Source organism: Bacillus sp. AY18-3, assembly GCF_008042305.1.
GTDB classification, from domain to species: Bacteria; Bacillota; Bacilli; order Bacillales; family Bacillaceae_G; genus Bacillus_A; species Bacillus_A wiedmannii.
Genome location: NZ_QKQR01000017.1, coordinates 32,975 through 46,375 on the forward strand (window position 1 = coordinate 32,975; position 13,401 = coordinate 46,375).

General features: G+C 35.8%; 14 protein-coding genes, 1 riboswitch and 1 other annotated feature. Of the genes, 12 read left to right on the forward strand and 2 right to left on the reverse strand.

Translation table 11 applies throughout. The features are described 5' to 3' along the window. Positions 1 to 28 precede the first annotated feature (28 nt). The 4 genes from cobA (at position 29) to DM800_RS16900 (ending at position 3,930) form a co-directional block, all read left to right on the forward strand. Positions 29 to 805: a uroporphyrinogen-III C-methyltransferase gene (gene cobA, locus DM800_RS16885; RefSeq protein WP_137012667.1), complete on the forward strand. Its 777-nt coding sequence runs from the start codon at positions 29 to 31 to the stop codon at positions 803 to 805. Position 806: 1 nt separating this feature from the next. Further along, positions 807 to 1,562, forward strand: coding sequence for a sirohydrochlorin chelatase (locus tag DM800_RS16890; RefSeq protein WP_098199249.1), 756 nt, complete (start codon positions 807 to 809; stop codon positions 1,560 to 1,562). After that, entirely contained in the window at positions 1,537 to 2,154 is a 618-nt protein-coding gene (locus tag DM800_RS16895) for an NAD(P)-binding protein (protein WP_098147979.1), read from the forward strand. The genes DM800_RS16890 and DM800_RS16895 overlap by 26 nt, the downstream gene beginning before the upstream one ends. A 61-nt stretch (positions 2,155 to 2,215) precedes the next feature. Continuing rightward, positions 2,216 to 2,463, forward strand: a binding site (T-box leader). A gap of 111 nt (positions 2,464 to 2,574) precedes the next feature. Further along, positions 2,575 to 3,930 (forward strand): sodium-dependent transporter, encoded by a 1,356-nt coding sequence (locus DM800_RS16900; protein ID WP_137012669.1) that lies wholly within the window; start codon positions 2,575 to 2,577, stop codon positions 3,928 to 3,930. 30 nt (positions 3,931 to 3,960) lie between these two features. Here the strand turns inward: DM800_RS16900 and DM800_RS29245 are convergent, their stop codons facing one another. Together DM800_RS29245 and DM800_RS16905 are read right to left on the reverse strand one after the other, a co-directional pair. Next, a complete protein-coding gene (locus tag DM800_RS29245; protein ID WP_001096003.1) occupies positions 3,961 to 4,122 on the reverse strand; it encodes a hypothetical protein in 162 nt (53 codons plus the stop codon). A 102-nt stretch (positions 4,123 to 4,224) separates the two neighbouring features. Beyond that, a complete protein-coding gene (locus DM800_RS16905) occupies positions 4,225 to 5,496 on the reverse strand; it encodes a murein hydrolase activator EnvC family protein (RefSeq protein ID WP_087985513.1) in 1,272 nt (423 codons plus the stop codon). Positions 5,497 to 5,988: 492 nt separating this feature from the next. Between DM800_RS16905 and gltP the strand changes: the two genes are divergently transcribed. The 8 genes from gltP (at position 5,989) to DM800_RS16945 (ending at position 13,321) form a co-directional block, all read left to right on the forward strand. Beyond that, positions 5,989 to 7,263: a glutamate/aspartate:proton symporter GltP gene (gltP, locus tag DM800_RS16910; RefSeq protein WP_137012671.1), complete on the forward strand. Its 1,275-nt coding sequence runs from the start codon at positions 5,989 to 5,991 to the stop codon at positions 7,261 to 7,263. 66 nt (positions 7,264 to 7,329) lie between these two features. After that, positions 7,330 to 7,848 (forward strand): ribonuclease FAU-1 family protein, encoded by a 519-nt coding sequence (locus tag DM800_RS16915; protein ID WP_147787235.1) that lies wholly within the window; start codon positions 7,330 to 7,332, stop codon positions 7,846 to 7,848. Between the two features lie 120 nt (positions 7,849 to 7,968). Further along, a riboswitch (SAM riboswitch) is annotated at positions 7,969 to 8,074 on the forward strand. Between the two features lie 94 nt (positions 8,075 to 8,168). Then, on the forward strand, positions 8,169 to 9,485 hold the full coding sequence (locus DM800_RS16920; RefSeq protein WP_033659650.1) for a Na+/H+ antiporter NhaC family protein: 1,317 nt from the start codon (positions 8,169 to 8,171) through the stop codon (positions 9,483 to 9,485). Positions 9,486 to 9,714: 229 nt separating this feature from the next. After that, positions 9,715 to 10,071, forward strand: coding sequence for a lmo0954 family membrane protein (locus DM800_RS16925; protein WP_000808634.1), 357 nt, complete (start codon positions 9,715 to 9,717; stop codon positions 10,069 to 10,071). A 56-nt stretch (positions 10,072 to 10,127) separates the two neighbouring features. Further along, positions 10,128 to 10,790, forward strand: coding sequence for a PspA/IM30 family protein (locus tag DM800_RS16930; protein WP_147787236.1), 663 nt, complete (start codon positions 10,128 to 10,130; stop codon positions 10,788 to 10,790). A 106-nt stretch (positions 10,791 to 10,896) separates the two neighbouring features. Beyond that, positions 10,897 to 11,637 (forward strand): cell wall-active antibiotics response protein LiaF, encoded by a 741-nt coding sequence (gene liaF, locus DM800_RS16935; RefSeq protein WP_075308724.1) that lies wholly within the window; start codon positions 10,897 to 10,899, stop codon positions 11,635 to 11,637. Then, entirely contained in the window at positions 11,637 to 12,692 is a 1,056-nt protein-coding gene (locus DM800_RS16940) for a sensor histidine kinase (RefSeq protein WP_064476649.1), read from the forward strand. The genes liaF and DM800_RS16940 overlap by 1 nt, the downstream gene beginning before the upstream one ends. After that, on the forward strand, positions 12,689 to 13,321 hold the full coding sequence (locus tag DM800_RS16945; protein ID WP_000598709.1) for a response regulator: 633 nt from the start codon (positions 12,689 to 12,691) through the stop codon (positions 13,319 to 13,321). Before DM800_RS16940 ends, DM800_RS16945 begins: the two co-directional genes overlap by 4 nt. Positions 13,322 to 13,401: the final 80 nt, after the last annotated feature.

Below are 13,401 nucleotides of genomic sequence, written 5' to 3' on the forward strand. Positions count from 1 at the left end.
ACTTTAATAGTAGAAATGAGGAGAGATGATGGGGAAGGTTTATATCGTTGGTGCAGGTCCTGGTGATCCAGATTTAATTACTGTGAAAGGGTTGAAATGTATTAAGAAGGCAGATGTTATTTTATACGACCGTCTCGTGAATAAAGAGTTGCTTTCCCATGCAAAGCCTGAAGCGGATTTAATTTATTGCGGAAAACTACCAAATTATCACACGATGAAGCAAGAGACGATTAACACGTTTCTTATTAAATATGCGAAAAAGGGAAAAGTTGTAACGAGGCTAAAGGGCGGGGATCCATTTGTATTTGGTAGAGGAGGAGAAGAAGCTGAAGCGTTAGCAAAGCAAGGGGTACCATTTGAAATCGTTCCTGGTATTTCAGCTGGAATAGCTGCTCCTGCTTATGCTGGCATTCCAGTGACACATCGTGATGCAAGTGCAAGTTTTGCTATTGTGACAGGGCATAGGAAAGAAGGTGCTGAAGAAGAAGTGAAGTGGGAAAATTTAGTGAAAGGTGTAGAGACTTTAGCTGTATATATGGGGGTTAGCAATTTACCCTACATATGTGAACAACTGATGAAGCATGGAAAAGACAAAAGTACACCTGCTGCTATTATTGAACGGGGAACGACATCAATGCAGCGCACAGTTGTTGGGACGTTAGGAACAATTGTGGATGTTGCAAAAAAAGAACAAATTCAAAATCCGAGCATGATTGTAATTGGAGAAGTGGTCCGTTTTCGAGAAAAAATCCATTGGTTTGAGAAACAGACAGAAAGTACCTATCAAGTAAGTGGAGTGTTATAAAATGAAAGCCATCTTATATATATGCCATGGAAGTCGTTTGAAAGCAGCTAAAGAAGAAGCGGTTGCATTTATTACGTCATGCATGAACCGTGTAGAGGCAAGTATTCAAGAAGTTTGTTTTTTAGAGTTAGCGAGCCCAACGATTAATGAAGGGTTCCGTACATGTGTGAAGCGTGGTGCTACAGAGATTATTGTTATTCCAGTTTTTTTATTAGCGGCAGGTCATGTGAAAAAAGATATACCGTTTGAATTGGAAAAGTTAAATAATCAATTTTCGAATGTTAAAGTGACCTACGGTAACCCGTTTGGTGTATCAGAAACACTTGTGAAATCGGTGTATAGTGGAAGTGGCATTGAACAGGAAGATAAGAATGAAGTGACGCTACTTCTCGTAGCAAGAGGGAGTAGTGATCCTGAAGTATTAAGAGATATAAACTGGATTGCTTCTTTATTTCAACATGAAGAGAAAATTAAAAAAGTAGAGGTTTGTTATTTAGCGGCTGCCGAGCCGAAATTTGAGGAGAAGTTAAAGGAAGTTGTTGAACGAAAAGAAAAGAATATCGTTGTACTGCCTTACTTATTATTTACAGGTTTACTTATGAAACATATTGAAAAAGAAGTGCGCCAATATGAGTTGGATGAGATAAAAATAAGTCCGTATTTAGGAAAGAATGAAGCATTTCAATATATGTTAATTCAGAAAACGAAGAAATTATTGAAGGGAGATCAATATGTATCCACTTACAGTGCGAGTTGAGAAGAAACGTGTTGTTGTCATTGGTGGAGGAAAAGTCGCGGGATTCAAAATTATTCCTTTACTAAAACAAGGTGCGGATATAGTTGTGGTAAGTCCTGAATTGGATGCGAATTTAGTGAAACTTGTGGAAGAAAAGAAAATTCGTTGGTATCAAAGGGAGTATGAAAAAAGTGACATTAAAGGTGCTTTTTTAGTCGTTGCAGCGAGTAGTGATGCCGTATTAAATGAACAAGTTGCTGAAGATAGCGCAGAAAATCAGTTAGTAAATGTTATTACGAACCCGGAAAGTGGTAATGTTCATTTTCCAGCGGCAATTCATCGTGGATTATTGAATGTGGCTGTTTCTACCGGAGGAGCGAGTCCGAAACTTGCAAAAAAAATTCGTGATGATATCGCAAATAAATATGATGAGGCGTATGAACCGTATCTTGATTTTTTATCCGAAGTTAGAATAAAAGTGAAAGAACTACAAATAGAGAAAAGAGAGAGAAATATATTGTTGCAAGAAGTATTAAAGTCGGTATATGTTCAAAATGAACAAAAAAGAGAATTGTTTTTACAAGAATTAGAGAGAAGAGTTCATATAGGATAATGAATAAATTGTACTTTACAACTATAAAAATATAATTTATAATCACAAGTAACTTCAATAGATGAAATCGATGAGCAAGAAGAGTATGTATATTTGATACGTTCAGAGAGCTGGGGGAAGGTGTGAGCCCGGTACGATAAAATATACAGAATGGGCTTGCGAGAGGTATGTTGAACATTGTAGTAGGCAACCCGGGTTCCGCCGTTAAAAGGATAGAGTATCGGAATTTTCCTGTACTTGAACAAGTGGGATTTATCAATCCAATTGAGGTGGTACCACGGTATTTACATTACATATATCGTCCTCTACATGCATATTTGCGTGTAGGGGACTTTTTTATTTTCTAAAGGAGGTGTGCGAGTATGAAATGAAAGTGTATAATTAACAAAAGTTTAAATATTCAGAAAAGGAGAATTTATGATGAAAGAAACACAGCAATGGACATCGAAAATAGGCTTTGTACTCGCAGCAGCCGGAGCCGCAGTAGGTCTTGGTGCCATATGGAAATTTCCATATGTTGCAGGTAATGGTGGGGGAGGCGCATTCTTCCTTGTATTTTTACTATTAACTTTATTTATAGGTATGCCTCTTCTAATAGCGGAATTTGTCATTGGACGTAGCACCCAAAAAGAGGCAGTTACAGCTTATAAAGTACTAGTACCAAATAGTAAATTATATCCTTGGATTGGTCGTATGGGAGTTGTAACTTGTTTTAGTGTACTCTCTTTCTATAGTGTCGTAGGTGGATGGATTTTACTGTACTTATACTATAGTATTACAGGAAGCTTTTGGAATGGTGTTGTTGATTATGGAAAATTATTTGGTGAAACGATTTCAAATCCAGTAAGTGCGATTGGAGCGCAATTTATCTTTATGCTTTGTACTATTTTTGTAGTAAGTAAAGGTGTAGAGAAGGGAATAGAAAAGGCAAGTAAGTATATGATGCCACTATTATTTATTTTGTTTATTGCAATCATTATTCGTGCGTTAACACTCGATGGTGCTTTTGCTGGGGTAGAGTTCTTTTTGAAACCAGATTTTTCAAAGCTGACAGCAGATACGATTTTATACGCGATGGGACAATCGTTCTTCTCGCTAACAGTAGGTGCCTCAGTAATGGTCACGTATAGTTCGTACTTGAAGAAAGAAGAACATTTAGCTAAATCAGCAACGTCTATTGTAAGTTTAACTGTTTTTATTACAGTACTTGCAGGATTAGCAATTTTCCCGGCGATTTTCGCATTAGGCGTTAAGCCGACTGAAGGACCAGGACTACTGTTTATCGTCCTTCCAGCAGTATTTGCGAAAATACCATTTGGACAATTTTTCTTCATTATGTTTTTAGTTTTATTTTTCTTTGCAACTTTAACATCTGCGATTTCCATGCTTGAAATTGTAGTAGCATCTGTTGCGAAAGATAATGAGAAAAAGCGTCCGTCAGCATCATTATTAATTGGTATTCTTATTTTTGCAGTTGGAATCCCGTCAGCATTATCGTTTGGAATTATGAGTGATGTGAAAATATTTGGTAAGACATTCTTTGATTTCGTCGATTTTTCGGTAAGTAATATATTACTGCCGCTCGGAGTACTAGCCATTTCACTATTCGTACCAAATAAAATGAGTAAAGAAATGTTAATGAAAGAATTAGAAGTTACGGAAACGAAAGGGAAAACATTATTTAATATTTGGTTCTTCTTGCTTCGTTATGTTATTCCAGTAACGGTAATTATTGTATTTTTAAATGCGATAGGCGTATTTAAAATGTTTGCATAATAAAAAGACGGAGATTTCTCCGTCTTTTTATTATGTTGTAGGTGTATTCAATAAACGATTATACGCTTTATAGGCTGTGACGACTGCAATGAATGATCCGATTAAAAATAATGCTGAGCCGCCAAATGTAAATAACCGGCCAATGTAAGTTTCTCTAGCTTCTTCTATTTTCTGTTGTAATTGTGTATTCATATGATTCACCTCGTAAAATATGGGCATTTAGTTGTAGTCTATGTGGAATGCCTATAGTGTGTGAAGTGGAAATAAAAAAACTCGGTATGAACCGAGTTTTTTCTATAATCCGATATAAGGAGATGGATCCACTGCGTTTGTCTTACCGACATTCCATTCTCCAAGGTGAAGTTCGAAGTGTAAATGCTGCCCGTATGATTGGCCAGTATTTCCCATGAATCCAAGTTGAGTGCCTTGTTTTACAGTTTGTCCATTTGATACAGAACGGCTACTCATATGAGCATATACTGTCGTATATGTTTTTCCGTTTATACGGTGAGATAAGTACACAACGTTTCCGTAACTAGATGATAATTCTGAGCGAATAACAACACCATCAGCAGCGGCAATAATTGGAACGGTTCCTGAGGCTGCGATATCGATTCCTTTATGGTTATCTATAGAGCGCACGCCAAACCCAGAAGTTTTTGATCCAGCTGCTGGCTTAATAAACCCGCCAATATTTGTATCGTGTGGTGTTGGAGCTGCTTGAGCTGTTTGAGCAGATGTAGTGGCTTGTTTACGAGCTTCTTCTGCCTTGCGAGCTTCTTCAGCTTTACGAGCCTCTTCGGCACGTTTTTCTTCTTCAATTGCTTTTTGAACAGCTTGACGCTGATTTTCTAAAATGCCTTTAGATTCTTCTAATCCTTCAATCTCTGAATCTACTTTTGCTACTTTTGCATGTAGATCGCTAATAAAGGTTTGCTGCTGTTGTTGGTTATTTTGTAATTCTTGCTGTTTTTGTTCTAATTTTTGCTCGGATTCTTTCAGTTGTTGCTCTTTTTTCTCAACAGCCTCTTTTTCTTTCGTCACAGCATTTTGGTCAGTTGTTTGCTTTTTAACAATATCTGTATCATTGTTTAAAATTAAACTTACAGAGTACATATTATCAACAAGATCAGCAATGTTTGTAGAATTTGTTAATACCTCTGTAATGATGTTTGTACGAGGTTTTTCTTGCATAGATTGTAAACGTTGTTTAATAACTTCCTGACGCGTATCTATGTTTGTTTGTAATTGCTCTATATGTTTCTTTTTTTCAGTAATTATTTGTTGTGTTTTACTAATTTCTTTTTTTGTATCGTTTAATTCAGCTTCGTTTTTATTAATAGAAGTAGTTAAATCGTCGATTTTCTTTTGTAATTCTTGAATTTCTTTTTCTATTTGTTCTTTCTCAACTGATTTATTTTGTAAGTCATTTTGTTTTCCTTCTAATTCAGATTGAATATTAGATAATTTATCTTGATTCGTTTCAGCGTATACGGGTGAAAGTAACGGAGAAACAAAAAGTGTTCCTGCTGCTAAAACACTAAACGCTGCAAATTTCTTTTTCATGGTTGTCTGGCTCCTTTCCCTATGAATGTTATATATCATAAGAAGAAGAGTGTCTATCGTTGTAACCATAATGTAAAGAAAATTTTATAAAGTTGCTAAGTTTTGTCGGAATTTATCATTTTTCAACAGTATTTGTAATGGTGATTTTATTTTTTTAGTTTGTGCAACAAAGGTGTATTCTAGATTTTATCTGTAAAATAAAGGGAAAAATCGTGATTTTATATAGTGAAATTCAAGTTGAAAACCCACTAAAATACTAGTGAGGAATCGTTCTCATGTTAGGTTTTCTGACATGGGTTTTATTTTTGTCAAGAAAATTATTTGTGTTCAGGAAAAGTTATTTTGTTGTCAGATTTAATTTTTTGATTTATGATTTTTAACAGGGACAAAATGTAGTGAATTGTCGAATAATATGTAATACTCTTAATTTCAAGTTTTATAAATATAGAATGAGAGGTAGAGTGACACATCGAAGAGGGGGTTACAACAAATATGAAAAGAATAGGACTTGCATGGCAAATATTAATAGGACTTGCGCTTGGTATTGCAGTTGGGGCGATTTTCTTTGGCAATCCGGCAGTGGTGAGTTACTTACAACCAATTGGTGATATTTTCATCCGATTAATTAAAATGATCGTTGTACCGATTGTTGTAGCAAGTATTGTTGTTGGGGTTGCTGGTGTTGGCGATGTTAAAAAATTAGGTCGACTAGGCGGAAAAACAATTATTTACTTTGAAATAATTACAACAATTGCAATTATTGTCGGTCTATTAATTGCGAATATTTTCCAACCAGGAAAAGGCGTAAATATGGAGCAGTTAACAAAGACAGATATTTCGAAATATACACATACGACAGAGCAAGTACAAAGTCACTCATTTGCAGATACATTTGTAAATATTGTTCCAACGAACATTATGAAGTCATTAGCTGACGGAGATATGCTTGCTATTATCTTCTTCTCTGTATTATTTGGTTTAGGTGTAGCAGCAATTGGTGAAAGAGGAAGACCGGTTCTTCAATTTTTCCAAGGTGTAGCTGATGCAATGTTTTACGTAACAAACCAAGTTATGAAATTTGCACCATTTGGTGTGTTTGCACTAATTGGAGTTACAGTTTCTACATTTGGTCTTTCTTCATTAATTCCATTGGGGAAATTATTAATTGTAGTATACGGGGCAATGATTTTCTTCGTTGTAGTCGTATTAGGACTTACAGCGAAAATATTTGGAATTAACATTTTCCAATTCTTTAAGATTTTAAAAGACGAACTGATCTTAGCATACTCTACAGCAAGTTCAGAAACAGTTTTACCGAAAATCATGGAGAAAATGGAGAAGTTCGGTTGTCCGAAAGCAATTACATCTTTCGTTATTCCGACAGGTTATTCATTTAACTTAGATGGATCAACTTTATATCAAGCAATTGCAGCTATTTTCTTAGCGCAAATGTACGGTATTGATTTATCCATTACACAACAAATTACATTATTACTAGTATTAATGCTTACATCAAAAGGTATTGCGGGTGTACCGGGCGTATCATTCGTTGTATTATTAGCGACACTTGGTACAGTTGGTATTCCAGCTGAAGGTTTAGCCTTCATCGCTGGTATTGACCGTATTTTAGATATGGCTCGTACAGCAGTTAACGTTGTAGGAAACTCTTTAGCAGCTGTAGTTATGTCTAAGTGGGAAGGTCAATATGACGCTGAAAAAGGACAAGCTTATTTGAAAGAGATTTCTGAAAAAGGTCAAGCAGCTTAATTATAATTTGAACAAGCTCTCACATAATATGTGGGGGCTTTTCTATATAGAAGGGGAGCGGACGTAATGAAACGTAAATATGGTGACGGTTCTTCGTGGAAGCGACTAATAGAGAAGGATTATACGGTTAAGCAAGTGGAAGAAGGAATGCTAGGAATATTAGAAATAAAAAAGGTAAGAGAACCTAGTTGTAAAGAATATGATAGTAAAGAACTTTGTATCGCAGGGAATCAATATACGTGGGTTCAATATTTCATAGACGGGAAAAACTTTGCGATTACAGCTATGTTAGATGATCAGAAAAAATTAGTGCAATATTATATCGATGTGGCGAAAGAATATAAAATTGACGACCGTGGTTTACCGTATTTTGATGATTTATATTTAGATGTAGTGTTATTACCGAACGGTAAAATGTATATATTGGATGAAGATGAGCTAGAGGATGCTTATAAAAGTGGCGATGTTACAAAAGAAGAGTATGAGTTAGCTTGGTACACTACGAAATGGATAATAGATGCAATAAAAAATAGTGAATTTTATTGGATTTCAATATTGGAAGAAGAAATCAAAAAGTTAAAATGATTGTTGTATTCAAATTTTTGTATAATTACCAAAAAAATCTATACAAAAAATAATTGACTTTTGTTTTGTAAGCGAGTAAAGTTAGGGAAGAAATTATTATTAAAAAATAAATATGAAACCTTCTTATAAAGAGAGGCGGAGGGACTGGCCCTACGATGCCTCGGCAGCGGACTCGATTTCAGAGTGCTGTGCCAAATCCAGCAAGCATGTGCTTGAAAGATGAGAAGAGCGTTCCTTATAGATGTATAAGACCTCTTCTCATTGGAAGAGGTCTTTTGTTATTCATTAGAAAAAGGTTGAAACTAGGGAGAGATGGTACTTTGAAAGAAACGAGAGGAAATGGTTTGGCTTTATTACCACTTGGGATATTTTTGGCGCTATTTATTGGTTCTGGAATTATTACAGGTGATTTCTATAAATTGCCGATACTTGTAGCAATTTCAATTGCTGTAGGAGTCGCTTTAGCGATGAATCGTAAAGAAAGTTTTAATGTAAAAGTAGAACGATTTGCTAAAGGTGCAGGGAACCCGGATATTATGATTATGGTTCTGATTTTTGTACTTGCAGGAGCATTTTCTGAAACAGCAAAAGGGATGGGCGGCGTTGATTCTACAGTTAATTTAGCGTTATCCATTTTACCGCAAGGATTTATCGTAGCTGGGATTTTTGTTATAGGGGCATTTATTTCATTAGCGATGGGAACTTCAATGGGAACAATTGCTGCATTAGCACCAATTGCTGTAGGTATTAGTGGGCAAACTGATATCTCTATTGCACTTACGATGGCTACTGTTGTTGGTGGGGCGATGTTTGGGGATAATTTATCATTTATTTCAGATACAACAATCGCAGCTGTACGTTCACAAGGAACAGAAATGAAAGATAAGTTTAAAACGAACTTTTTAATTGTATTACCAGCAGCTATTATTACAATTGTACTATTAGTAATCGTTACTTTAGGAAGTGACACGCAGATTAAAGCGCATAGCTTTGACTGGATAAAGATTTTACCGTATGCAGGAGTACTTATTACAGCATTGCTTGGTTGGAATGTACTTATTGTGTTAACTGGTGGAACTGTACTATCCGGCGTTATAGGTCTTTTAGATGGGAGTTACACGTTAGAGAGTTTCTTTAAAAGTGTAACGACTGGAATGGGCGGTATGATGGAGTTAGTATTACTTGCTATTTTAATTGGTGGTATGGTCGAACTGATTCAATATAATGGTGGTATTCAATATTTAATGAATATTTTAACTCGCAACATTCGTTCGAAAAAAGGAGCAGAGTTCGGTATCGCTGGCTTAGTGAGTATGACGAATATGTGTACAGCGAATAATACGATTTCTATTATTTTTACAGGTCCACTTGCGAAAAACATTGCAGATCAATATGAAATTGATCCTCGTAAATCAGCGAGTGTATTAGATCTTTTCTCATGTTGTGTGCAAGGGTTAATTCCGTATGGTGCGCAAATGTTAACGGCAGCAGGATTTGCGGCGTTATCTCCGATTGAATTGTTACCATATGCGTTTTATCCGATCTTAGTTGGAGTATGTGGAATTATTTCTATATTAATTGGTTTCCCGAGGTTTTCTAAAGTAGCGGGAAAGAAAGAGTATCACAAAACAGCATAATTTAAAATGAAGTTTATGAATAGTAATGAAAGCCGTACAGAGAATGTTCTCTGTACGGCTTTTTATGTGCGATAAAAGAGTGAATCATCCTATCCTACCGCATATTTTTACAAAAGGCTGAATGCAACTCAGTCTTAAGTCTGAGTCGAAAACGGTTCTTAAGCTCGTTATGGAAAAGTGAAAAAATAGTTAAGATAAGAGTATCAAATCGAAGGGAGGCAAGCACAAGATGAAACAATTTCTAGCGTTTATCGCGGCTGGTATTTTAGCTTTAATTGCTCTTGGCAGTCTTGCTGGTATTATAGGATTCGCAATTGGAGCAGGAGTTGTGTACTGGAGCTATAAATCATTTGTGCGAGCACAATCATTTTTTGGAAAGTTAGCTTGGGGTATTGTTGGTTTGATCGGCTTGTCCATCGCCCTTTCTCATTCCCCAGCATTAATCGGTATCGCAGCATTAGTAGTTTTATACTACGGATACCGTGAGTGGAAAAAAGAAAAAAATGTAGTTGTTGATTCTGCACCAGAAAGTTCTAAACCATATAGCAACTTTGAAGATGAGTGGAACAAGTTAATGAAAAACTAATAAAAAATTAATAAAAACCAAATCAAATTGATAAAGTAGAAGAGAGGAAGATTATAATGAAACAATCTTTATTCGGACGTGTACGCGATGCAATTTTAGCAGATTTTCATAATGTGTTAGATGAGAAAGAAAGAAAAAATCCAATCGCGATGTTAAACCAATATTTACGCGATAGTGAGCGTGAAATAACAAAAATTGAGAAGTTAATTGAGCGCCACAAAACATTAAAATCTAATTTCGCTCGTGAGCTTGAGCAAGCACGTTATTTCGTTAATAAAAGATCAAAGCAAGCGATCGTCGCTCAAGAAGCAGGCGAATTACAGCTACATGAGCGTGCGTTAGAAGAAGTAGCGTATTATGAAGGGCAAGTAACTCGATTAGAAGAAATGTATGCAGGTGTTGTAGATCAAATTGATGAGTTAGAGCGTCGTCTTACTGAGATGAAAAATAAATTAAAAGAAATGCACGCAAAACGTATGGAATTAATGGCACGTGAAAATATGGCACATGCAAATCGTCGTATGAATACAGCTATGCATAAAATGGATGAAAATAATCCGTTCTTACGCTTTGAGGAAATTGAAGATCATATTCGCGACTTAGAATCTCGTATAAATGAGGAGCATGAACGTGACACATTTGATATGAAGATTGCAAAGCTTGAGCGTGAAATGAAAGAGAAGAATGATGTATCGTTAACGAAAGAGTTAACAAAATAATAGTAGTATATTATAAAACAGGCTTATGATATAGTGATAGGAGAAAAGGTGTTGGAAAGCAATGCCTTTTCTTCTATGTATATGTAACAAGAAGGGGGGAGCTGAAATGAAGAAACAATTTTCAAAAACACAATTAATGGGGATGCTCCTCATCATATTTGGATTCGGTCTTTTTCTTGATATGATACTTGGACATTTTGAACCAGGTGGTCTCATTTTTGCATTTATTATGCTTATGTTTGGAAGGCATTATCGTAAGAAGAATCGTTATGTAAGGGGAAATGTCTTTTTATTTGTTGGTGGTATCGTATTTTTATTCTTCTTATTTTCATCAGCAGCATTTGTTCTTGTCGTATTTGCTTGTTTAGCTTTAATTGGTTATCAACTGATTCAACAAGGACATCAGCAAAAAGCAATGAAGGTTGAAATTAAAGAAAAAGGGATTATAGACGAAGAGAAGCAAATATATCGTACAGAACCATATTTAAAAAATATGTTTGTAGGGAATATACGAATGATGGATCATATTTATGAACTTGAGGATATTAATGTTCAATATGGTGCTTGTGATGTGGAAATAGATTTAACAACTGCTATGATTCCAGAAGGAGAAACGGTAATTGTTATCCGAGGTGTCGTTGGTAATATTCGTTTATATGTGCCATATGATATTGAATTGTCTTTAAATCATTCTGTTATTGTCGGACGTGTGCTCCTGCCAGGACATGAAGAGACAGGATTTAATCGCAATGTTACATTTAGAACAGAGCAGTATAAAGAAGCGCCTCGTCGTATTAAAATTATTTCTTCGCTTGTCGTAGGCGATACGGAAGTGAGGAAAGTATAATGAAGAAACAAAAAAATATTTCGTGGATGTATATTCGTTATTCTATGTTGTCTTCTGTTAGTATTGCACTCATTTGTACAATTGTATATGTATGGAAAAGCGAGCAACAAGTGTATGATTTATTATGGAAGGAATCCATCGCTTCTGTTCCAATTGGCTTGTTTATTATGACTACAAGTTTACTTATCGGGGGAATTGTAGGATATGCAATCGGTTACTATATAGAGCAGCGTATACAAGGATTAAATACTTTTCTATTTGAAGTGGAGCGAGGGAATTTTCCGAGTGATGTTTCGTTTACTGCAGATGATGAATTTCATGAAGTAGAACGAAAAGTAATCGGTCTTGCTCGTCGATTAGAGGAGCAAGCTGGACTCTTTCAAAAAGTAACGAATGAACGAGCTCATTGGAATGAAGAGATGAGACAAGAAGCGATATCTCAAGAAAGGCATCGATTGGCGAGGGAGCTGCATGATTCTGTAAGTCAGCAGCTTTTTGCAATGTCGATGATGATGTCGGCTATTAATGAACAAGTAGCTGAAATTCCAGAAACGACAAAAAAGCAGTTGCAGCTCGTTGAAAATATGGTTGTAAATGCACAATCAGAAATGAGAGCGTTGCTTCTTCATTTACGGCCTGTACAATTAGAAGGTAAGAAACTGACACAAGGTATAGAGGAATTATTGACGGAATTATCGCGAAAACAACATATGAAAATTGAATGGCTAATCGAGCCAATAGAATTGAAAAAAGGTGTAGAAGATCATTTATTTCGTATTGTGCAAGAAGCTTTATCCAATACTTTACGACATGCGAAAGCGAAGAAAACGGAAGTACGTCTTCGAAAAATAGATCAATATGCAATTCTAAAAATTATTGATGATGGCGTTGGATTTGAAGTCGGAGTGAATAAGGCTGGTTCATATGGTTTAAGATCAATGCAAGAGCGTGTTCATGAAATTGGTGGGACATTAAAAGTACTTAGTTTCCCCGCTAAAGGGACACAAATAGAAGTAAAAGTACCGATTATGATTGAGAGAGGGGGAGAATCATGATAAAAGTGTTACTTGTCGATGATCATGAAATGGTTCGAATGGGTGTATCAGCATATTTATCAACGCAGCCAGATATCGAAGTAGTTGGAGAAGCTGAAAATGGAAGAAAAGGTTCAGAGTTAGCACTGCAATTAAGACCAGATATTATTTTGATGGACCTTGTCATGGACGAGATGGATGGGGTTGAAGCAACACGTGCTATTATTCAGGAATGGCCAGAAGCGAAAATTGTAGTTGTAACGAGCTTTTTAGATGATGAGAAATTGTACCCTGTTATTGAGGCGGGAGCGACAAGTTATTTATTAAAAACATCAAGAGCAAGTGATATAGCAGACGCTGTACGAGCTACTTATGATGGAGAAACGGTATTAGAGCCAAAAGTTACTGGTAAAATGATGTCTCGTATGCGTCAGAAGAAAGAACAACCTTTGCATGAGGAGTTAACAGAAAGAGAGTCTGAAATTTTGTTATTAATTGCAGAGGGGAAAAGTAATCAAGAGATTGCAGATGAATTGTTTATTGCCCTCAAAACAGTAAAGACACATGTGAGTAATATTTTAAATAAGCTAAATGTAAGTGACCGGACACAGGCAGTTATTTATGCGTTTAGACATCAATTGACGAAATGATAAAGTGAAACTTTAATCAGTGGGGGTATCTCCGCTGATTATTAGTTTACGCCAAATCTTTTTATTGACGTTAATAAATG

Coding starts and splice junctions, on each gene's coding strand:
- cobA (WP_137012667.1), top strand. CDS start 29: ATGGGGAAGGTTTATATCGTTGGTGCAGGTCCTGGTGATCCAGATTTA.
- DM800_RS16890 (WP_098199249.1), top strand. CDS start 807: ATGAAAGCCATCTTATATATATGCCATGGAAGTCGTTTGAAAGCAGCT.
- DM800_RS16895 (WP_098147979.1), top strand. CDS start 1,537: ATGTATCCACTTACAGTGCGAGTTGAGAAGAAACGTGTTGTTGTCATT.
- DM800_RS16900 (WP_137012669.1), top strand. CDS start 2,575: ATGAAAGAAACACAGCAATGGACATCGAAAATAGGCTTTGTACTCGCA.
- DM800_RS29245 (WP_001096003.1), bottom strand. CDS start 4,122: ATGAATACACAATTACAACAGAAAATAGAAGAAGCTAGAGAAACTTAC.
- DM800_RS16905 (WP_087985513.1), bottom strand. CDS start 5,496: ATGAAAAAGAAATTTGCAGCGTTTAGTGTTTTAGCAGCAGGAACACTT.
- gltP (WP_137012671.1), top strand. CDS start 5,989: ATGAAAAGAATAGGACTTGCATGGCAAATATTAATAGGACTTGCGCTT.
- DM800_RS16915 (WP_147787235.1), top strand. CDS start 7,330: ATGAAACGTAAATATGGTGACGGTTCTTCGTGGAAGCGACTAATAGAG.
- DM800_RS16925 (WP_000808634.1), top strand. CDS start 9,715: ATGAAACAATTTCTAGCGTTTATCGCGGCTGGTATTTTAGCTTTAATT.
- DM800_RS16930 (WP_147787236.1), top strand. CDS start 10,128: ATGAAACAATCTTTATTCGGACGTGTACGCGATGCAATTTTAGCAGAT.
- liaF (WP_075308724.1), top strand. CDS start 10,897: ATGAAGAAACAATTTTCAAAAACACAATTAATGGGGATGCTCCTCATC.
- DM800_RS16940 (WP_064476649.1), top strand. CDS start 11,637: ATGAAGAAACAAAAAAATATTTCGTGGATGTATATTCGTTATTCTATG.
- DM800_RS16945 (WP_000598709.1), top strand. CDS start 12,689: ATGATAAAAGTGTTACTTGTCGATGATCATGAAATGGTTCGAATGGGT.